This window comes from Heyndrickxia acidiproducens DSM 23148 (genome assembly GCF_000374345.1).
Classification (GTDB): domain Bacteria; phylum Bacillota; class Bacilli; order Bacillales; family Bacillaceae_C; genus Weizmannia; species Weizmannia acidiproducens.
The window spans coordinates 54,279-74,764 of record NZ_KB893976.1; the positions used below are offsets into that span (position 1 = coordinate 54,279).

Below are 20,486 nucleotides of genomic sequence, written 5' to 3' on the forward strand. Positions count from 1 at the left end.
TTTTAAATAGAATAGCAATTATTTCCAATACGAACAATATTCTTGACTTAGAAGGCAGGGGAATAAAGTGAGCATTTATGTTAATAAAGACACGAAAGTCATTGTCCAGGGGATCACAGGGAAAACAGCACTTTTCCATACAAAACAATGTCTGGAATACGGTACAAAAATTGTCGGCGGCACGTCTCCTGGCAAGGGTGGTATGGAAGTAGAAGGCATTCCTGTTTTTAATACGGTGGAAGAAGCGGTAAAAGCAACCGGCGCAACCGTTTCGGTTATTTATGTGCCGGCGCCGTTTGCAGCGGATGCCATTATGGAAGCCGTTGATGCGGAGCTGGATCTGGTCATCTGCATCACTGAACATATTCCGGTTTTGGATATGGTAAAAGCCAAACGTTATATGGAAGGCAAAAAAACACGCCTGATTGGTCCGAACTGCCCGGGAATCATTACACCGGATGAATGCAAAATCGGCATTATGCCGGGATATATTCACAAAAAAGGCCATGTTGGTGTGATTTCACGTTCCGGTACGCTGACTTATGAAGCGGTTCATCAGCTGACGCGTGCCGGCATCGGCCAGACCAATGCGATCGGGATTGGCGGTGACCCTGTCAACGGCACGAATTTTATCGATGTTTTGACAGCGTTTAATCAAGACCCTGAAACCGAAGCCGTCATTATGATCGGTGAAATTGGCGGGAATGCGGAAGAAGAAGCGGCCCGCTGGGTACAGGCGAATATGACCAAACCTGTTGTTGGCTTTATCGGGGGGGTAACTGCGCCTCCGGGAAAACGGATGGGCCACGCCGGCGCTATTATTTCCGGCGGCAAAGGCACGGCAGCTGAGAAAATCCGTGTGATGAATGAATGCGGCATTCAAGTTGCGGAAACGCCGGCTGTTATTGGGGAAACATTGGTCCGTGTCCTGAAAGAAAAAGGGTTGTACGAAAAATGCCATAATCTCTAAGCCGGTAAAAGAATGTGAATCAACCAGACCGGATCCGGCCATGCACGGCAATCGTTAAAGTGCATGGGCCGGGTCTGTTTGGTTTCTATTTATCTACCCTTTTGGGATCAGTTTAACCGTGGCAAAATGCCAAACAAGAAAGCGAGGAATGACATGGAACCGTTAAAAGCAAAATACATTCGTCTTGATCACTGCAGGGGAATCAGGCCCGTACATAAAATGAAATTGCTAAAATACGACCCCCCGCTTGAAAAACTTTTGCATATGCCTCCCTTATCCTTAAAAAAACTGCTCAATATGCAGGCCGCACCATTTGAAGCCTTTTATTATGATCTCCACCATCTTGATATCAAACCCGTTTTATCCCTTTACGCCAAACACCACATCCGCCTCCTCACCCCCCTTGACCCTGAATATCCTTCTTTATTAAAAGAAACCTACCAACCGCCGCTCGTTCTTTATGCAATCGGGGATCTTTCACTCTTGCAGGCGCGGTCACTGGCAGTGGTCGGTTCCAGAAAAGCAGCCGGCGATGCGCAGCAGGTCGTTGAGCAGATCCTGCCCCTTTTGATTAAAAAGAACTTTGTGATCGCAAGCGGATTGGCCCGGGGTGTGGATACGATTGCCCACACTGCCGCCATGAAACTCGGCGGCAGAACCATTGCGGTGCTCGGAAGTGGTTTTTTTCATATTTATCCGGGGGAAAATAAACTTATAGCCGAACAAATCAAACAAAACCATTTACTGCTCTCTGAATATCCGCCCGCAACCCGGCCGCAAAAATGGCATTTTCCGGAAAGAAACAGGATTATCAGCGGCCTGTCTGAAGGGGTTCTCGTTGTCCAGGCTGAAAGGAGAAGCGGCTCGCTCATTACCGCTGACTTTGCGCTCCAGGAAGGGCGGGAAGTGTTCAGCATCCCCGGCAATGTACTGGATCCGCTCTCGGCCGGAACGAATCATTTAATTCAGCAGGGGGCCAAACTTGTAGCCAGCAGCGAAGACATATTAGAAGAATTACGGATGGATGGCTGAGAAGGCATCCATCCCCATACCGGAAAAATGCTTTGGAAATGCGGCAAACTTTAAAGAAAAATTCATAAAGTGAGGTTGCTTTTTTTCTTTTTATGAAAAAACTCATGATTTTTGGATAAGATGTATATAAAATAGAGATAGAAAAGATCAAATTTTCGAAATGGAACCGTTTGCTGGCCAGGTGTTGAATGGCGTGATAAAATATTTAAATTGACAAATGCCAACTTCAAGGCTAATATTTACATTTGATTTCAAGTATAAAAATAATGAACCGGCAAGGATGTTGTAAATAGAGGGTATGTTAACCTCTGGGGAGGATTTTGAATGTCAGACTACTTAGTAATTGTGGAATCACCCGCAAAAGCGAAAACCATTGAAAAATATTTAGGAAAAAAATATAAAGTAAAGGCTTCCATGGGGCATATTCGGGATCTGCCGAAAAGCCAGATGGGAGTCAATATTGAAAACCATTTTGAACCCAAATACATTACGATCAGAGGAAAGGGCCCGGTATTAAAAGATTTAAAGACTGCTGCCAAAAAGGCAAAAAAAGTCTATCTGGCAGCTGACCCCGACCGTGAAGGGGAAGCGATCGCCTGGCATCTGGCCAACAGCCTCGATCTCGATGTCAATTCGGACTGCCGCGTGGTATTTAATGAAATCACAAAAGATGCGATTAAAGAATCTTTTAAACATCCGCGGCCGATCAATATGAATTTGGTCGATGCCCAGCAGGCGCGGCGGATACTGGACCGTTTAGTCGGTTACAACATCAGCCCGCTCTTGTGGAAAAAGGTGAAAAAGGGTTTAAGTGCCGGCAGGGTGCAGTCTGTTGCTGTCCGGTTGATTATTGACCGCGAGAATGAAATCAAAGCATTCGAACCGGAAGAATACTGGACCATCACAGGCGCTTTTAAAAATGGAAAAAATTCATTTCAGGCTTCTTTTTACAGTGTGGACGGCAAGAAAACGAAGCTTAAATCCGAAGCGGACGTAAAGAAAATTCTGGACATGATCCAAAATGACCAATTTACTGTTTCCTCTATTACACAAAAAGAAAAGAAACGGAATCCGGCGCCGCCGTTTACCACGTCATCTTTGCAACAGGAAGCCGCCCGTAAAATCAATTTCAGGGCGAAGAAGACGATGATGATCGCCCAGCAATTATATGAAGGAATTGAATTAGGCAAAGAAGGGACAGTCGGGTTAATTACCTATATGAGAACCGACTCGACCCGGATCTCCGAAGTGGCGAAACAAGAAGCCAAACAATTTATCACGGATAAATACGGTGAAAAATATTTGCGGAAGGATGAAAGAAAAGACAAAAAGCAAGCCAATGCCCAGGATGCCCATGAAGGGATCCGGCCGACAAGCATCTTCCGTGATCCTGCAACAATGAAGCCGTTCTTAAGCCGTGACCAGTATAAATTGTATAAGCTGATATGGGAAAGGTTTACAGCCAGCCAAATGGCCCAGGCACTATTGGATACGATGAGTGTTAATCTATCGAACGGGCCGGTACTTTTCCGTGCAACCGGATCAAAAATCCGTTTCCCCGGCTTCATGAAGGTATATGTCGAAGGTTCGGATGACCAGCAGGAGGAAAGCGAACGTTTTTTGCCTGATTTAAAAGAAGGGGATGCAGTTTTATCGGAAACAATAGAACCAAAACAGCACTTCACACAGCCGCCGCCGCGGTATACCGAAGCAAGACTTGTTAAAACACTGGAAGAGCTCGGGATCGGCAGGCCGTCGACATATGCCCCGACGCTTGATACGATTCAAAAACGCGGTTATGTGGCCCTTGAAAACAAACGCTTTGTCCCAACAGAACTTGGGGAAATCGTAATGGAACTGATTGTCGAATTTTTCCCGGAAATCATTGATGTCGAATTTACCGCTGAAATGGAAAAGGACCTGGATAATATTGAGGAGGGTAAAGTTGCCTGGGTAAATATAATCGACCAATTTTATCAAGATTTTGAGGAAAATTTAAAGAAAGCAGAAACCGAAATGGAAAAAGTAGAAATAAAAGATGAGCCTGCCGGCGAGGATTGCGAGTTGTGCGGGAGCCCGATGGTTTATAAAATGGGCCGTTACGGAAAATTCATGGCTTGCAGCAACTTCCCGGAATGCCGGAATACAAAACCGATCATCAAAAAAATCGGCGTCAAATGCCCGAAATGCGAAAAAGGCGAAATTATTGAAAGACGGACAAAGAAAAAACGCATCTTTTTCGGCTGCGACCGCTATCCGGAATGCGACTTCCTTTCCTGGGATAAGCCAATTGAGAGAAAATGCCCGAAATGCGATCATATGCTGGTAGAGAAAAAGCTGAAAAAAGGAACGCAAATCCAATGCGTAAACTGCGATTACACAGAAAAATCGGTTGAGTAACCGGGGAACCTTTTCCTGCGCATTCTATATCTATCCTTCAGGGGGGCGGATGCAGTCAGTTCGCCCCCTTTATGCGGCATTAAAATAAACAGCTGAAAGCAAATCACACAAAACATTTAAAATTAAAACTTTTGCGAAGAAAAATAAACAAATGCTTTTACTTCTTTTGACAACTAGTGTAAAATGCTAGAGGATAGATCTGACAAAAAACGACAAGATCTTCGAAAGCTTTTGGGAAAGCAAAAGCAGTGAATGCTGGTGCAGGTTTTTCAAAAGCGGCGGTTAAGCAGGCGGACGAAATGCAAGGAGAAGGGCTTTTTTTGCAGTCAAGTTAAGATTTTTAAACAATTGTAAAAAACTATTCGAAAATTTATGAAAAATATATAATATTCATTGCAATCGGGATATCAATTGTGGTATGATTTAATAGCCCTTGTGAGGTGTTAAACAGATGAATGTTGAGCTGTCCGGCAGGCTGAGGTCTTTTCTGGAATACATGCAGATAGAAAAGAACTATTCTGAGTACACGATCCAATTTTACCGCCAGGATCTTGAAGATTTCTTTGCGTTTATGTCTGAACAGGGAATATCCTCGCTGGCACAAGTTGAATACTTGGATGGAAGGCTTTTTTTAACGAAACTTTATGAGCAACACTACAGCAGGGCGAGCGCAGCAAGAAAAATTTCAAGCATCCGCAGTTTTTTTAAATTCTTAATGCGGGAAAAACTTGTAGGCGAGAATCCATTTGCACTTTTGTCACAACCGAAAAAACATAAGCGATTACCCAAATTTTTCTACGAAGAAGAAATGGAGCAGCTGTTTTCGGCATGCGAAGGGGAGGACGATTTATCCATCCGCAATAAAGCACTGCTGGAAACGCTGTATGCGACCGGAATCCGCGTGAGTGAATGTGTTCAAATCAAAATGAAAGATATTGATTTTGATTTTGAAACCATTCATGTGACTGGAAAAGGCAGAAAAGAGCGGATTGTTTTATTCGGCCATTTTGCAGGCGATGCGATCAACAAATATATGGAAAAGTCCCGCCCGGCTTTAACCGGGAATGCGAAAGCACATCCTTATTTATTTGTGAATGCCCGCGGAGGCCCGCTTACGAGCCGCGGTGTCCGGTACATTCTCAATGAAATCATCAAAAAGGCATCTTTGACGGGAAAAATACACCCGCATATGCTCAGGCATACCTTCGCCACCCATTTACTAAATCACGGGGCAGACTTGCGTACAGTCCAGGAACTATTGGGGCATGAAAACTTGTCTTCCACGCAGGTTTATATGCATGTCACAAAAGAGCATTTACGCAAGACATACATGTCGTTTCATCCACGAGCCTAGCAAATGCCTTTTCAGCTTTATGATTACATAGGAGGTGCTTCAAATGGGTGATTTTCACGCGACTACAATTTTTGCAATCCGGCATAATGGAAAAAGTGCGATGGCAGGTGATGGGCAGGTGACGCTCGGCAATTCTGTAGTCATGAAAAATACAGCCAAAAAAGTCCGCAGGCTTTTTAATGGAAAAGTATTGGCTGGCTTTGCCGGCTCTGTTGCGGATGCCTTCACTTTATTCGAAATGTTTGAGGGAAAGCTTCAGGAATATAACGGGAATTTAACGCGGGCCGCAGTTGAACTGGCCAAAATGTGGAGGAGCGATAAAGTTCTCCGTAAGCTGGAAGCCATGTTGATTGTCATGGATGAACAAAATCTGCTGCTTGTGTCAGGAACCGGAGAAGTCATTGAACCCGATGACGGCATTCTCGCAATCGGTTCCGGCGGCAACTATGCGTTATCCGCAGGCCGCGCATTAAAGCGCTTTGCTGCAGAGGACCTCACCGCAAAAGAAATCGCAAAAGCTTCTCTTGAAATCGCATCGGAAATCTGCGTGTTTACCAACTCGAATATCATTGTCGAAGAGCTTTAATTTAGGAAAACCTATGCAAGGAAAGGCAAAAAACCGGCATAATTTCCATAAAGGAGTGAGCGGCTTGGCGTATTCGTTAAAAAATGCAAAAAGTTTAACACCAAGGCAAATTGTTGAGCGTTTGGACCAATATATTGTGGGCCAGAAAGAGGCAAAAAGGGCAGTTGCGGTGGCATTGCGGAACCGTTACCGCAGAAGTTTGCTCTCTGAGAAAATGCGGGAAGAAATTATCCCTAAAAATATTTTAATGATCGGCCCGACCGGCGTCGGCAAGACGGAAATCGCAAGAAGAATGGCGAAACTGGTTGGTGCCCCGTTTGTTAAAATTGAGGCAACTAAATTTACGGAAGTCGGATATGTCGGCCGCGATGTCGAATCAATGGTGCGCGATTTAGTGGAGACTTCAGTACGGCTTGTCAAAGAAAGCAAAATGATTGAGGTCAAAGAGCAGGCTGAAAAAAATGCAAATGCCCGCCTCGTGGATTTGCTTGTCCCATCCAAAAAAAAGCAAACCAATTTTAAAAATCCTTTTGAAATGATTTTCGGCGGAAATGTGGAAGAGCAAAATCCACAAAGCGATGAAGCCGAAGAAGAATTTTCAAAAAAAGAACAGAAGCAGCGCATTAAAACCAGGCTTTTAAACGGGGAGCTTGAAGACGAACTTGTCACCGTCGAAGTGGAAGAACAGGCGCCATCCATGTTCGACATGCTCCAGGGTTCCGGCATGGAACAAATGGGCGTCAATGTCCAGGATGCGCTTGGCAGCCTGATTCCGAAAAAGACAAAAAAACGCAAGCTTCCGGTTAAAGAAGCCAGAAAAGTACTGACCCAGGATGAAGCCCAAAAACTAATTGATATGGATGAAGTGACGCAAGAAGCAATTTATCGGGCGGAACAGACGGGCATCATTTTCATTGATGAGATTGACAAAATTGCCTCTAAAGGCGGCAATGCTTCTTCCCAGGATGTATCCAGGGAAGGCGTCCAGCGCGATATTCTGCCGATTGTGGAAGGATCAACGGTTGTAACGAAATATGGTTCAATTAAGACTGATTATATTTTGTTTATCGCAGCAGGCGCCTTCCATACGGCAAAACCGTCGGATCTCATTCCGGAGCTGCAGGGGCGTTTCCCGATCCGCGTTGAACTCGGCAAACTGACGGTAGAAGACTTTGTTAAGATTTTAGTGGAACCTGATAATGCTTTAATCAAACAATATATTGCATTGTTGGAAACAGAAGGTATAGAAATAGAATTTTCTGACGAGGCTATTACCAGAATTGCTGAAATTGCTTATGATGTGAACCAGAACACGGATAATATCGGTGCAAGGAGACTGCATACGATTATGGAGAAACTGCTTGAAGACTTGTCGTTTGAAGCGCCGGATATTCATTTGGGAAAAGTGTCCATTACCCCTCAATATGTGGATGAAAAGCTGCAGGTCATCTCCCAGAATAAAGACCTGAGCCAGTTTATTTTATAACCGTTTTGAAGAGCTCATGAAGGGTAGTGTAAATTAAGGTTCCGGCCGTTTACCGGTGTCATCTCCATTATTGCAAAAGAAGTAATTCAATTATGATAATGAATCGATCTAGGAGGAATTAAAATGAGTTTATTAGATAAAACAAGGAAAATTAATTCAATGCTGCAAAATGCTGCCGGACGCCCGGTTAATTTTAAGGAAATGGCAGAAACATTAAGCGATGTCATTGAAGCAAATGTATATGTTGTCAGCCGCCGCGGAAAATTGCTGGGCGTTGCAACCAACCAGCAAATTGAGAATGAGCGCACAAAGAAAATATTTGAAGACCGCCAATTCCCGGAAGAATATACAAAAAGCTTATTCAATATTAATGAAACATCTTCAAACCTGACCATCGAAAGCGAATATACCGCTTTTCCGGTTGAAAACAAAGATTTATTTGAAAATGGCTTAACAACCATTGTTCCGATTGTCGGAGGAGGAGAAAGAATCGGCACGTTAATTCTTGCCCGCCTCGAAGAACAATTTAACGACGAAGATTTGGTATTGGCTGAATACGGTGCAACGGTTGTCGGCATGGAAATTCTTCGCGAAAAAACAGACGAAATTGAAGAAGAAGCAAGAAGCAAAGCAGTTGTCCAAATGGCAATCAGTTCACTGTCTTACAGCGAATTGGAAGCAATCGAACACATTTTTGAAGAATTGAACGGAAAAGAAGGCCTGCTCGTCGCATCTAAAATTGCAGACCGCGTCGGGATTACACGTTCCGTAATCGTCAATGCCCTCCGTAAATTGGAAAGCGCCGGCGTCATTGAATCCCGCTCTCTCGGCATGAAGGGTACTTATATTAAAGTGCTTAACAATAAATTCCTGGTTGAGCTGGAAAAAGTCAGGTCAAACTAATATGTTTCAATAAACAAGGGATACACTTCCAAGGTGTATCCCTTTCCATTACTTCGATGATTGTACCACTATTGTACCACCCCGGCATTTCCCCTCAATTGATGTTGTTTTCTGTTGTGATCTGTCGAAAATATAAGGTCCGGCCCTGTTTCACCTTGATATTTTATTTATTGATGTGAATGTATGATTATACAAAACGGCTAATGGAGAATAAGCCGTTTGTCATATGCCATAAGGCTGAAGATAATCAATTATCGGACAAAGTTCCATTATATCCCATGGTATATTATGCTTTTAAACCAAAAGTCCTATTTTGGGGTATTGTATATCATTTTTCATTAAATTTATAAATATGTTCATTTACAGCCAGAAAGGAAACCATTAAAATATTACTTAGTTAACATTTTTGTCGTAAAAAAGAAAAAAACGTCATATTTTTGTTAGAAGGTGTCATTTATGCAATTATATTCCAGTACATTTTCTTCACTGGAAAACGCGCTGCAGTATGCTTCGCTGAGGCAGAAAACCATTTCCAATAACATCGCCAATGCCGATACACCCAACTATAAGGCGCGGGATGTGCGTTTCAAAAATCTCCTCCAGGATTCGGTTCAAACCGAAAAAACCGATCCGCGGCATTTTGATTTAAGCGGAACGGATGGCAGTGGCTCAAGCATTGTTACGAAGCCGGGCGTTACCTACAATAATAACGGCAACAGCGTAGATATAGACACGGAAATGTCGAATCTTGCCAGCAACCAAATTTATTACGAATCACTCATACAGCTCGAAAGCGGCAAACTTTCATCGCTGCTGAATGTCGTGAAAGGGGGCAACTAAGATGTCCATGTTCTCCGGCATGAATATATCTTCATCGGCACTATCTGCCCAGCGTTTAAGGATGGACGTTATTTCATCCAATATCGCCAACGCCGATACAACCAGAGATACACTGGTGAACGGCAAATGGCAGCCGTATCGGAGAAAAGAAGTCGTATTATCAGCCGGCAACGGTTCTTTTTCTTCCATGCTCAGCTCCCGGCTGGGGTCAATCTCGGCCGGTAATGGTGTACAAGCGGCAGGGATTGTCGAAGATCAAGCAAATTTTAAAAAGGAATACAGCCCGGACGATCCTGACGCGGACGCGGCTGGTTATGTCACAAAGCCAAACGTTGATATTTTAACTGAAATGACGGATATGATCAGTGCCACCCGTTCCTATGAAGCAAATGTAACGGCATTAAATGCTTCAAAGGCCATGCTGATGAAAACACTTGAAATCGGCCAATCATAATAACCGGCCGTTATTCATTAGAAGGGGAGTGACTTAACATGGCAGTTCAAAATATCGCTTCAGCTGCTTCCAATATTTTTAGCAGCCCGTCTCAAAAAAAAGCGGGCGGATCAAATTCTGGTGCGGCTTCTGCCACATTTTCGGATCTGTTAAAGCAGTCAATTGACAGTGTTAACCAACAGCAAAATCATGCTGATATGCTGATTACAAAATTGGCGAATGGTGAAAATGTGGACCTTCATCAAGTAATGATTGCGGCGCAAAAAGCCAAAATTTCGATGCAGGCTGCACTTGAAGTGAGAAACAAAGCGGTCGAAGGCTACCAGGAAATGATGAGAATGCAAGTTTAACAGGAAACTGATCTGCAAAAAATGGGCTTTAAAGCTCCAATCGGCAGCAGGAAAGCAGGCCTGGCGAAATCATTTTGAACCTGTACTGAAATCCACCATCCATTTTCGGAACAAGGAGAGCAGATTTTGTACGCGGTATTGTTCTATGTATAAAACAAAGTGAAACCTTTTATCCCGGGGGATAATGATGAATGAAAAGTTGAAACGATCTCTCCAAAGTTTAAAAGACTTTTGGAACAGAAAAAGCAAAAAGCAAAAAACGCTGGGGATATCCTCTGTTATTCTGATTGTTTTAGTGGCAGCTGCCGGAACATATTTTGCGACGAGAACAAAATATGTTCCGCTGTACAGCGGTTTGGATGTAACTGAAACGGGCTCCATAAAAGAAGAACTGGATAACGAAGGGGTTGACTCCAAAGTAACCGATGGCGGTAAGACCATCGAAGTGCCGGAAGACCAGGTAGATAACTTAAAAGTAACTTTAGCTGCAAAAGGGCTGCCGAAAACCGGAAGCATTGATTATTCCTTTTTCAGCAAAAATGCCAGTTTCGGCATGACAGACAATGAATTTAATGTTGTCAAACTGGATGCAATGCAAACCGAGCTGGAAAATCTCATCGAGCAGATGGATGGCGTGGAGAAAGCCAAGGTGATGATCAACCTGCCAAACCAGGGCGTATTTGTCACTGACAGCAAGGCCGAAGCCTCTGCATCTGTGGTATTAACATTAAAATCCGGCTATGATCTCGATCAAAGCCAGATTAAGGCTGTTTACAATCTCATCTCAAAAAGTGTGCCAAATCTTCCTACTAATAATATCGTCATCATGAACCAGAATTTTGAGTATTACGACTTAAATTCTGCAAGTTCTTCATCAAATGCTTATACACAGCAGCAGTCAATTAAAAAACAAATTGAACGCGATATCCAGCAGCAGGTTCAGACGATGCTTTCGACATTGATGGGCACCGGAAAAGCGGTTGTAACGGTTACGGCAGATATCGATTTTACCCGGGAAACACGGGAAGAAAAATTGGTTGAGCCAGTTGACAAAACCAATATGAAAGGCATCGAAATCAGCGCCAAAAAAATTCAGGAAACGTATAAGGGAACCGGAGCAGCAAGCGGGACAACATCTTCTTCAAGCAGCTCTGATTCACTTGGTTCATCCTATATTTCCGGCACCAATGGAGATGGCACATATTCGAAAACATCCAACACCATTAATTATGAGGTCAACCGGATAAAACGGAAGATTGTCGAAAGCCCTTATAAAATCAGGGATCTTGGCGTTGAAGTCATGGTAGAGCCGCCGGACAGGACCAAACGTTCATCGCTGCCACCATCCCGGCTGAAAGATATCAGGACGATGCTTGCGACGATTGTGCGCACGTCGATCGACAAAAGCAGCGGTACAAGCCTGACGAACCGTTCCATCGCAAATAAAATTGCTGTGTCAGTTCAGCCGTTTGCTGCCAATGCACCGCAAAAATCAGAAAAGGATACGTCCATTCCGTGGTGGGCTTACGCAATGGGAGCCGCTCTCCTGCTCATCATTGGAACACTTTCATTCTTTATGATCCGGAACAGAAGAAGAGCCAAAAGAGACGCGGAAGCCTTTGAAGAAGAAATGGCTGCTGGACCGGAACAACCGGTCTATATCCCGGAAGTGCCGGATGTAAATGCTGAAAAAGAAACAGAAGCGGTTAAAAGACAACGGCAGCTTGAAAAACTAGCAAAAGAGAAACCGGATGAATTTGCCAAATTGTTGCGGTCATGGCTTTCTGAAGAATAGGGGGTGTTTTAATGGCGAACAGGGAAAAAACTTTAACCGGAAAAGAAAAAGCGGCCATTCTCTTAATTTCGCTCGGCCCGGATGTATCGGCCTCTGTTTATAAGCATTTAACAGAAGAAGAGATTGAAAAACTGACGCTTGAAATTTCCGGCGTGCGGAAAGTGGATAGTGAAACAAAAGAAGAGATTCTTAATGAGTTTCATCATATCGCCCTTGCCCAGGACTATATCTCCCAGGGCGGCATCGGCTATGCGAAAACAATTCTTGAAAAGGCGCTTGGGCCGGAAGAGGCAGCTTCCATTATTAACCGTTTAACATCATCCTTGCAGGTGCGCCCGTTTGATTTTGCCCGTAAAGCTGACCCGGCACAAATCTTAAATTTTATTCAGGATGAACATCCGCAAACGATCGCATTAATTTTATCGTATCTTGATCCGCAAAAGGCCGGCCAGATTTTGTCCGAGCTCCCGGCCGAGGTACAGGGGGATATTGCACGGAGAATTGCATTAATGGAAGGAACATCTCCTGAAATGATCAGCGAAGTTGAGGCGATCCTTGAAAGAAAGCTTTCAGCCACTGTTACCCAGGACTACACGCAAACGGGCGGCATCGAATCTGTAGTCGAGGTGCTAAACGGCGTTGACCGTTCTACAGAAAAAACAATTTTGGATTCATTAGAACTAAAAGATCCTGAACTTGCTGAAGAAATTAAAAAGAGAATGTTTGTTTTTGAAGATATTGTTACATTGGACAACCGTTCCATTCAGCGCGTGATCCGGGAATGTGAAAATGAAGACTTGCTGCTTTCTATGAAAGTCTCAAGCGAAGAAGTCAAAGAAGTCATTTTCCGCAATATGTCGAGCCGGATGGCCGAAACCATCAAGGAAGAAATGGAATACAAGGGCCCTGTCCGTTTGCGGGAAGTGGAAGATGCGCAGTCCCGAATTGTATCGATTATCCGCAGGCTGGAAGATTCTGGTGAGATCATCATTGCCAGAAACGGGGGGGACGATATCATTGTCTAATATCATTAAAACCCGGTGGAACGAAAATCCGGCTCCCGGGCGGAAAGTCATCGGCATTCGCACCCTGCCCGCCTTTCACAGCCGGGAAGAGGGGCTTAGTGAAGAAGAACAGGCAGCCAGGCAGCAGCTCCTATCCAAGTACAGCCGGGAAGCAGCACGTTTGATCACGAACAGCAAAAATGAAGCGGAAGCGATCCGCAAACAAATCGATGAAGAAAGAAGGAACTGGTCAACCGAGAAAGACCGCCTCAGTGCTGAAGCCAGCCGGCAGGGATTCGAGGCGGGCTATGCGGACGGCCGCGAGCAGGGGTTAAAAGAGTTCCGGGAAAAACTGCAGCAGGCCGCAGCCATTATTGACCGTTCCAAACAAGAATTCAAAGCGCATCTTGAACGGTCTGAAAAAGATATTCTCAATCTTGCCATGAAAGCGGCGGAAAAAATTTTGCATGAAGCCCTGGCACTGGCTCCTGAGAAACTGCTGCCGGTTGTAAAATCAGTTTTAAAAGAAGCGCTTGAAAGCAAAGAAGTCAATCTGCATATCCATCCGGACCAGTATCTCCTTGTGATGGAAAATAAAGAAGAACTGGATGCGATTTTTCCTAATGATACAAAGTGCTATATATACCCGGATGAGTCGCTTCATCCTCTCCAAGTGTATATTGAGACAGACAGCGGCCGGATTGATGCGAGCATTGACAGCCAACTTTCCGAACTCAAAGCCAAACTGCTTGAATATATGGAGAGTGATGAAAATTGAAGGCGGCACAGCTATTATCCTGTATACCCGAAATCGATACCTTTAAACATTACGGAAAAGTAAAAAGGGTAATTGGGTTATTAATAGAATCCCAGGGCCCGGATAGTTCAGTCGGCGATGTTTGTTTTATCCATGTGGACAACAAGAAAACAAATAAAACCATTCTGGCGGAAGTAGCCGGCTTCCGGGATGGCAATGTCATTTTAATGCCCTACACCAATATCCAGGATATTTCACCTGGTAGTTTAGTAGAAGCAACAGGCAGGCCGATGCAAATAAAAGCAGGTCTGGCGCTGCTTGGCAAGGCCATTGATTCTTTAGGGAACCCGCTTGATTTAACGCCGCTTCCGTCTGGTTTAAAATCCATTCCGATCGACCGTACGCCCCCGAACCCGCTTAAACGCCCGCCAATCAGGGAACCGATTGAACTCGGTGTCCGTGCGATTGACAGTTTGCTGACAGTGGGCATGGGGCAGCGGATCGGGATTTTTGCTGGCAGCGGTGTCGGCAAAAGTACCCTGCTGGGCATGATCGCCCGGAATACCAATGCGGATTTAAACGTTATTGCGCTAATTGGGGAACGCGGCAGGGAGGTAAAAGAATTCATTGAACACAATCTTGGGCCTGAGGGTTTAAAAAAATCAATTGTCGTGGTGGCTACCTCCGACCAGCCCGCATTGATGCGCATTAAAGGTGCCTATACAGCAACGGCAATCGCAGAATATTTCCGCGACCGCGGTTTAAATGTCATGTTTATGATGGACTCGGTTACCCGGGTTGCCATGGCCCAGCGTGAAGTCGGTCTGGCAACGGGCGAGCCGCCGGCCACTAAAGGGTATACGCCATCCGTTTTTGCGATGCTGCCAAAATTGCTGGAAAGAACCGGAACAAACGAATTTGGCACGATTACAGGAATTTATACGGTGCTGGTCGACGGTGATGATATGAACGAACCGATCGCCGATACCGTCCGCGGAATATTGGACGGGCACTTTGTATTGGACCGGGATCTTGCCAATAAAGGCCAGTATCCGGCGATCAACATCCTAAAAAGCGTCAGCCGCCTGATGGGCCAGCTGGCAGATGAAGCGCACAAAAAAGCGGCCGGGAAAATCCGCGACCAGTTGAGCACCTATTTGAATTCAGAGGATTTGATTAATATCGGCGCTTATAAACCGGGTGCTTCAAAAGAAATTGACGAGGCAATAGAACGCTATCCAAAAATCATTTCATTTATAAAACAAAGCACAGAACAGAAATGGAGCATTGAGGAAAGCATTCAGGCTTTGATTAAATTGGCGGAAACGGGTGATTGGGTATGAATTATCATTATAAATTTGAAAAAATTTTAGATGTCAAAGAAAGAGAGAAAGATGCAGCCCTCTCAACCTATCAACATGCTTTGCAGGCGTTTGAAGACACGGCCCGGGAACTCTATGCATTACTGAAAAAGAAAGAAGACTTGGAAGCCTATCAGGCCGCTAAAATTTCAACAGGGCTGTCCGTCCGGGAAATTCGGCATTATCAGCGGTTTATCGCAGATATAGAGAAATCTATCCATTACTACCAACAGCTTGTTATGAAAGCCCGTAACAGAATGAACTGGCAACAGCAAAAATTACAGGAGAAAAATATTGAAGTGAAAAAGTTTGAAAAAATAAAGGATAAAGATTACAGCCGCTTTCTCGAAAAATTAAAATTAGATGAAGAAAAACAAACGGATGAAATCTCCACACAAACATTCTTTCGGCACATTCGAAATTAGGTGATCACATGGCAAAAAAAGCAGATGAACAAGAAGAAACGGAAATGGAAGAAGAAACCGGCCGGGGCGGCAAACTGCAGTGGTTTTGCTATGTTGTTCTGATTCCATTGCTTTTTGCAATTGCGATGGCACTGATTGTGGCAACTTTTTCCGGCATTAATGTCATCGGCAAAGCCGCCTCCGTTGAACACAAAATCACGAATTTATTTGCAGGAGATGACAAAGAGCCGCAAAAACAATCGGATCCGGCCTACTCATCCAAGCAATATTCCGGACAGATTACGAAATTGGAAAAGCAACTTGATGAAAGAGACAAGGAAATCGATAAGCTTCAATCCCAGCTGGACAGCAGCCGGCAGAAAAATTTAAAAACCGAGCAGCAGGTAAAGGATTTGCAGGCCCAGTTAAAAAAGGCGCAGCAATCACAGGCGGCGAACAAGAAAAAGATAAAGGAGATCGCCAGTACATACGAAAATATGTCGCCGGATAACGCAGCATCGATACTTGTCAAAATGAGCGATACAGAGGCCACCCAAATCCTCTCGCAATTAAGTTCTGATACGCTTGCAAGTGTTTTAGAAAAGATGAGTGCGGAAAATGCAGCAAAATACACTAAACTGCTTACCAATAAAGGCACATGACCCATTTTGCCTGACTTGAAAGGAGGTGAAAAATGTGAATGTCAGTATGATCCCGGCAACTGTACCATTGCAGGGTGCCGGACGGGTGCCGGAAACAGTAAGCGGGCAAAGCACTTCCGATTTTTCAAATGTGCTTCGTGTCCTCTCCATGCAAAAAAGTACCGGTAAAGAAGAAATTGCCGGAAAGGAACAGGTGGATCTCGCAGTTTTCCAACAGATATTGCAGTGGCTGTCTGTGCCTGGTGCCGGGCAGGTGGAGGATGCAGGATCCTGCGAATTTTCGGGCTGCACAGATACAGACGGAGCGGGAGAAGCTGCAGCCGGCTTACTGGATGAAATATCGGCGATCATCAGCCCGTATGATGCAAGCAGCAGAAAATTGGTACTGGAAACGAAGAAAGCAATAGAAAACCATGATGATACCGGTACAGCTGCCATGAATGTAATCATGTTGTTGGGGATGGTGCCGGTTGAATCGCTGCCCAAGCTGAATCAGTCCGGTTTAGACAGCTTGCTGAAAGAGGCGAACGCTATTTGGGACAATGTGAATGCAGCGGACGGAACAGGTTTGAAATGGATGAAGATGGCAGAGCAAATGAACAAGTTGTCCACGAAAATTGAAAAATTTCTAAAAAACATGCCAAATCAAAACAGCACTTCAAGCGTCCAAAATCAGCCGAACAGTCAAAACGGCCTCACGATACAAGAAAAGGCTGAGGTTCTGCAAAAATCTTATTTGAACGCACTTGGGGATGAGGTGCTGCCAAAGGCTGTTCCAAACAAAAGCATGAAGCACCCCGCAAATTCCAACTTTGGCATGAATCGATTCATGGTTACTATGAGAGAATCTGATCCGCCTGCCGGAAGATTGCAAACCGGCTTACCATCATCTGAAAGCCAGGCAGCAGGGATGAATCCTGGGGAAAGTCCGGACAATGTGACCAGCGTAAAAGATGCCCGATTCCTTGTTGCCGGGAGCGAAAATGAAGTTTCTGTAAAATCAGCCGGGGAAGCGGCGGCAAAGCCGCCTGACCACGACCTAAAACAGATCGGCAATCATAAGGCAGCAGCGGAACGCTCAGAAGCCCCGGTAAAAATAACCGGGAAAACGACGGCAAATTCGTCCCGTGGCCAGGATCCAACGGGCAACAGGGCAGCAGGGACAGATGCGCTGGAAACTCCAGCCAAAACGCCCGGAGCAACTCCAGCCATGCTCCCGGAGCAACTGCCAAATCAAATTGAAAAAACGCCAGCCCGAACCAATACAGGCGAAACTTCCGGTATGGCATCAGAAGAAAAAGCAACGCCGGCGGATGAAAATAGCTGCAAACCAGCGGGGAATTCCGAAACCGGGATGGGTGCCGATAAAGCTTCCAGTCCGGCAGCCAGTAGCCATAATGGCCCTTTAGTGCGGGCAGCCAAAACCAGAAGCGGTTATCCGATCATTGGAGACACCAGCGGGCAAGTTTCTCATGATCCTTCCGAAAAAAATCAGGATCCTTCGATAAAGGAAAATGGCGGAAGCGGGAAGCCGGGTCAAGATCAGAGCTCAGTTCAACTGAAAGGCTTTGCATTAGATAAACATGATACAAATCAAAAAGTAAATCGCAGTTATGATCTTAATGAGAAGCCGTCAATTGACCCGAATGTCCAGGTATCACATCATCAAATGGCAAAAACAGAACAGTTTACGCTCTATACCGGCGCAGATGAAAACCCGGTTTCATACCGGCAGTTCATTTCGGACTTTGCAGCCATTCTGCATAGGGCCAGTTATTCGAACCGGCTGGGATCAAGCAGGCTGATGATACGCCTGCGCCCTGAAAACATGGGGTCGCTGCAGGTCGAATTAACTGAGCAAAACGGGCAGCTGACGGCAAAGATCATCACCAACACGAGTGCGGCAAAAGATTTGCTGGACTCGCACTTGCAGCAGTTAAAGCAGGCATTTGCGGGCCAGCATATTGATTTGGGCCAAATGAATGTGATTTATAAAGATATGCCGCAACAGACAAGTGATATGCAGCAGCCGCAGAACCAGGAAAAACGGCAGCAGCAGGAAAATAAAAAGAAAGAACAAAACGGTACAGATCATTTTTCATCCTTTCTAAAAGATCAATTATTTGAAACGGAAGCGTAGGTGGAAAATTTGACTTCTATAGATCCCAGTGATCCCAATCTGCTATTCAGCAGCGCCACCGGCAGTTCGGCAAACAGCAGGCCAACAACGGGAAGCAAAACATTGGATGAAGACGCGTTTTTAAAGATATTAATCGCCCAGCTTGAAAATCAGGATCCGACAAACCCGATGGATGATTCCCAATTTATCGCGCAAATGGCCCAGTTTTCATCGCTGGAACAGATGACAAACATGGGGAATGAGATAAAAAGCCTCGTAAAAGCACAGCAGCAGAACCGGCAAATCTCTTTAACGCAGTATATCGGCAAAGAAGTGTCCTGGAATCAGACAACAGCGGCAGATGATGGAACAAAAACTACCACTTCCGGAACGGGCGTTATTACTGGCGTTATCTTTGGCGATGACAATTCAGTTACTTTTACATTAACTGACGGAACTCAAGTGGGCGCAACTGATATTACTGCCATCAAAAGCGGCATAGATTCCAGTTCGGCCCTTATTCAGGCCAGTTATTTAATCGGGAAAAATGTCACTTATACAAACGGTGGCGGTGTTGAAGGATCGGCTGCAGTAAGCGCGGCTTCTATGCATGGCGGTTCTGCAGTGTTGACGCTGGACAATGGAGAGAAAATCTCAACCGATCAAATATTGAAAATTGCTGGCTAGGGGAGTGTAATGGAGTGAACAATATCCGGCATCCGTTTCCCATGCAGCAGCTCACACCCGTTCGTTCACTCAATCGGACAAAGCAAAACAGTAAGGAAACGCTCCAGCCTGATGGGTTCTCTGCCTATTTGCAAAATGCGCTGACAGACACAGCAGACGCTAAGGCTTTGAAAATCAGCAAGCATGCCGGCGAGAGGCTGCAGGAGCGCGGAATTCAACTGGATTCTTCCACGTGGGAGGAAATAGGAGAGAAGGTGAGCGAAGCCAGGCAAAAAGGCTTAAATGAAATGCTTGTATTAGTAAAAGATGCTGCATTGATCGTCAGTGCTAAAAATTCGACCGTCATTACAGCAATGGACCGCCATGAAGCGGGCGCCCGGATTTTCAGCAATATTAACGGCGCCATCATCATGGAATCTTAGGCAGGACCCAATACGGAAGCCCGGGCTGCGGAATGACAGAAACAGCCCAATACAATAGAGAGGGGAAATAAAATGTTACGTTCATTATATTCAGGTGTCAGCGGCATGAAAAACTTCCAAACCAAACTCGATACAATCGGCAACAATATTGCAAATGTGAATACATACGGTTTCAAAAAAAGCCGTGTCACTTTTAAGGATACCATCAGCCAGACACTCGCAGGGGCGACGGCAGGTTCGAATCCCGGTATGGGCGGTACGAATGCAAAACAGATCGGGCTTGGGTCAACAACTGGTTCGATTGATATCATTGACACCCAAGGCAGCCCCGAATCAACAGGGCGTATGCTTGATTTGGAGATTAATGGAGACGGATATTTTGCTCTCCAAGGGAAGGATACCCAAACAACATATTATACGCGTGCCGGCAATTTTTATTTAGACGATGACGGCTACATTGTAAACTCGGATGGTTACAAGTTACTGAATTCCGATGGAGAAACCATGAACATTAATTCTTCAGAGGTTACCGGCTTTAGCATTGCTTCAGACGGAACCATTAATTTAACCGATGCAGAAGGAGCTAATCCTGAAAATCCGGGAAGAGTTGGCGTTGTCACTTTTCCAAACCCGGCAGGCTTAACCAAAGCGGGTGGGAACTTATACTTGGATAGTGTTAGTTCAGGAGCCCCAAACAATAATAATAGAATTCCCGGAACAGGAAGTAATGGTTCAATTGAATCCGGCTTTTTGGAAATGTCCAACGTTGACTTATCCGAAGAACTTACCAACATGATTGTGGCTGAACGCGGATTCCAGGCGAACACCCGGATTATTACGACATCAGATGAAATACTCCAGGAACTGGTTAATCTAAAACGATAGGAGGCAAGGGCCTGA

20 protein-coding genes are annotated in these 20,486 nt (G+C 45.0%); all 20 read left to right on the plus strand.

The window, feature by feature from the left end; all coding sequences use genetic code 11:
• Window positions 1–67: 67 nt before the first annotated feature.
• The 20 genes from sucD (at window position 68) to flgG (ending at window position 20,471) form a co-directional block, all read left to right on the plus strand.
• Window positions 68–970 carry a succinate--CoA ligase subunit alpha gene (gene sucD, locus C232_RS0100280; RefSeq protein WP_018660048.1) on the plus strand — a complete coding sequence of 301 codons (903 nt, stop codon included), beginning with the start codon at window positions 68–70 and terminating at the stop codon, window positions 968–970.
• 153 nt (window positions 971–1,123) lie between these two features.
• A complete protein-coding gene (gene dprA, locus C232_RS0100285) occupies window positions 1,124–2,002 on the plus strand; it encodes a DNA-processing protein DprA (RefSeq protein WP_018660049.1) in 879 nt (292 codons plus the stop codon).
• Window positions 2,003–2,326: 324 nt separating this feature from the next.
• Window positions 2,327–4,402 (plus strand): type I DNA topoisomerase, encoded by a 2,076-nt coding sequence (gene topA / locus C232_RS0100290; RefSeq protein WP_018660050.1) that lies wholly within the window; start codon window positions 2,327–2,329, stop codon window positions 4,400–4,402.
• A gap of 451 nt (window positions 4,403–4,853) precedes the next feature.
• The gene (gene xerC, locus C232_RS0100300) at window positions 4,854–5,756 is read left to right on the plus strand and encodes a tyrosine recombinase XerC (protein ID WP_018660051.1); all 903 of its coding nucleotides are present in this window, start codon (window positions 4,854–4,856) and stop codon (window positions 5,754–5,756) included.
• 43 nt (window positions 5,757–5,799) lie between these two features.
• Window positions 5,800–6,342: an ATP-dependent protease subunit HslV gene (gene hslV / locus C232_RS0100305; protein ID WP_018660052.1), complete on the plus strand. Its 543-nt coding sequence runs from the start codon at window positions 5,800–5,802 to the stop codon at window positions 6,340–6,342.
• A gap of 13 nt (window positions 6,343–6,355) precedes the next feature.
• Window positions 6,356–7,828, plus strand: a complete 1,473-nt coding sequence (gene hslU, locus C232_RS0100310; RefSeq protein WP_018660053.1) for an HslU--HslV peptidase ATPase subunit — start codon at window positions 6,356–6,358, stop codon at window positions 7,826–7,828.
• Between the two features lie 123 nt (window positions 7,829–7,951).
• Complete coding sequence (gene codY / locus C232_RS0100315; RefSeq protein WP_018660054.1) at window positions 7,952–8,731, plus strand: GTP-sensing pleiotropic transcriptional regulator CodY; 780 nt, start codon at window positions 7,952–7,954, stop codon at window positions 8,729–8,731.
• 456 nt (window positions 8,732–9,187) lie between these two features.
• The gene (gene flgB / locus C232_RS0100320; RefSeq protein ID WP_018660055.1) at window positions 9,188–9,571 is read left to right on the plus strand and encodes a flagellar basal body rod protein FlgB; all 384 of its coding nucleotides are present in this window, start codon (window positions 9,188–9,190) and stop codon (window positions 9,569–9,571) included.
• A 1-nt stretch (window position 9,572) separates the two neighbouring features.
• A complete protein-coding gene (flgC, locus tag C232_RS0100325) occupies window positions 9,573–10,025 on the plus strand; it encodes a flagellar basal body rod protein FlgC (RefSeq protein ID WP_018660056.1) in 453 nt (150 codons plus the stop codon).
• Window positions 10,026–10,063: 38 nt separating this feature from the next.
• Window positions 10,064–10,375 (plus strand): flagellar hook-basal body complex protein FliE, encoded by a 312-nt coding sequence (gene fliE / locus C232_RS0100330; RefSeq protein ID WP_018660057.1) that lies wholly within the window; start codon window positions 10,064–10,066, stop codon window positions 10,373–10,375.
• Between the two features lie 187 nt (window positions 10,376–10,562).
• Entirely contained in the window at window positions 10,563–12,170 is a 1,608-nt protein-coding gene (fliF, locus tag C232_RS0100335; protein ID WP_018660058.1) for a flagellar basal-body MS-ring/collar protein FliF, read from the plus strand.
• Between the two features lie 11 nt (window positions 12,171–12,181).
• Entirely contained in the window at window positions 12,182–13,195 is a 1,014-nt protein-coding gene (gene fliG, locus C232_RS0100340) for a flagellar motor switch protein FliG (protein ID WP_018660059.1), read from the plus strand.
• Window positions 13,188–13,952, plus strand: a complete 765-nt coding sequence (gene fliH / locus C232_RS0100345; protein WP_018660060.1) for a flagellar assembly protein FliH — start codon at window positions 13,188–13,190, stop codon at window positions 13,950–13,952. The genes fliG and fliH overlap by 8 nt, the downstream gene beginning before the upstream one ends.
• The gene (fliI, locus tag C232_RS0100350) at window positions 13,949–15,274 is read left to right on the plus strand and encodes a flagellar protein export ATPase FliI (RefSeq protein ID WP_018660061.1); all 1,326 of its coding nucleotides are present in this window, start codon (window positions 13,949–13,951) and stop codon (window positions 15,272–15,274) included. The genes fliH and fliI overlap by 4 nt, the downstream gene beginning before the upstream one ends.
• Window positions 15,271–15,717: a flagellar export protein FliJ gene (fliJ, locus tag C232_RS0100355; RefSeq protein WP_018660062.1), complete on the plus strand. Its 447-nt coding sequence runs from the start codon at window positions 15,271–15,273 to the stop codon at window positions 15,715–15,717. Before fliI ends, fliJ begins: the two co-directional genes overlap by 4 nt.
• Window positions 15,718–15,725: 8 nt before the next feature.
• Window positions 15,726–16,358, plus strand: coding sequence for a MotE family protein (locus C232_RS0100360; RefSeq protein WP_018660063.1), 633 nt, complete (start codon window positions 15,726–15,728; stop codon window positions 16,356–16,358).
• A gap of 34 nt (window positions 16,359–16,392) precedes the next feature.
• Window positions 16,393–18,498, plus strand: a complete 2,106-nt coding sequence (locus tag C232_RS0100365; RefSeq protein WP_018660064.1) for a flagellar hook-length control protein FliK — start codon at window positions 16,393–16,395, stop codon at window positions 18,496–18,498.
• Complete coding sequence (gene flgD / locus C232_RS0100370; protein WP_018660065.1) at window positions 18,499–19,164, plus strand: flagellar hook assembly protein FlgD; 666 nt, start codon at window positions 18,499–18,501, stop codon at window positions 19,162–19,164. It begins immediately after the preceding gene.
• 14 nt (window positions 19,165–19,178) lie between these two features.
• Window positions 19,179–19,586, plus strand: coding sequence for a TIGR02530 family flagellar biosynthesis protein (locus C232_RS0100375; RefSeq protein WP_018660066.1), 408 nt, complete (start codon window positions 19,179–19,181; stop codon window positions 19,584–19,586).
• 72 nt (window positions 19,587–19,658) lie between these two features.
• Window positions 19,659–20,471 (plus strand): flagellar basal body rod protein FlgG, encoded by an 813-nt coding sequence (flgG, locus tag C232_RS0100380; RefSeq protein ID WP_018660067.1) that lies wholly within the window; start codon window positions 19,659–19,661, stop codon window positions 20,469–20,471.
• The last annotated feature ends 15 nt before the right edge of the window (window positions 20,472–20,486 follow it).

What these genes read in the sequence shown, in the direction of transcription:
- xerC (WP_018660051.1), top strand. Translation starts at nt 4,854, where the DNA reads ATGAATGTTGAGCTGTCCGGCAGGCTGAGGTCTTTTCTGGAATACATG.
- topA (WP_018660050.1), top strand. Translation starts at nt 2,327, where the DNA reads ATGTCAGACTACTTAGTAATTGTGGAATCACCCGCAAAAGCGAAAACC.
- flgB (WP_018660055.1), top strand. Translation starts at nt 9,188, where the DNA reads ATGCAATTATATTCCAGTACATTTTCTTCACTGGAAAACGCGCTGCAG.
- flgG (WP_018660067.1), top strand. Translation starts at nt 19,659, where the DNA reads ATGTTACGTTCATTATATTCAGGTGTCAGCGGCATGAAAAACTTCCAA.
- fliG (WP_018660059.1), top strand. Translation starts at nt 12,182, where the DNA reads ATGGCGAACAGGGAAAAAACTTTAACCGGAAAAGAAAAAGCGGCCATT.
- fliJ (WP_018660062.1), top strand. Translation starts at nt 15,271, where the DNA reads ATGAATTATCATTATAAATTTGAAAAAATTTTAGATGTCAAAGAAAGA.
- fliE (WP_018660057.1), top strand. Translation starts at nt 10,064, where the DNA reads ATGGCAGTTCAAAATATCGCTTCAGCTGCTTCCAATATTTTTAGCAGC.
- C232_RS0100360 (WP_018660063.1), top strand. Translation starts at nt 15,726, where the DNA reads ATGGCAAAAAAAGCAGATGAACAAGAAGAAACGGAAATGGAAGAAGAA.
- hslV (WP_018660052.1), top strand. Translation starts at nt 5,800, where the DNA reads ATGGGTGATTTTCACGCGACTACAATTTTTGCAATCCGGCATAATGGA.
- flgC (WP_018660056.1), top strand. Translation starts at nt 9,573, where the DNA reads ATGTCCATGTTCTCCGGCATGAATATATCTTCATCGGCACTATCTGCC.
- hslU (WP_018660053.1), top strand. Translation starts at nt 6,356, where the DNA reads ATGCAAGGAAAGGCAAAAAACCGGCATAATTTCCATAAAGGAGTGAGC.
- dprA (WP_018660049.1), top strand. Translation starts at nt 1,124, where the DNA reads ATGGAACCGTTAAAAGCAAAATACATTCGTCTTGATCACTGCAGGGGA.
- fliF (WP_018660058.1), top strand. Translation starts at nt 10,563, where the DNA reads ATGAATGAAAAGTTGAAACGATCTCTCCAAAGTTTAAAAGACTTTTGG.
- codY (WP_018660054.1), top strand. Translation starts at nt 7,952, where the DNA reads ATGAGTTTATTAGATAAAACAAGGAAAATTAATTCAATGCTGCAAAAT.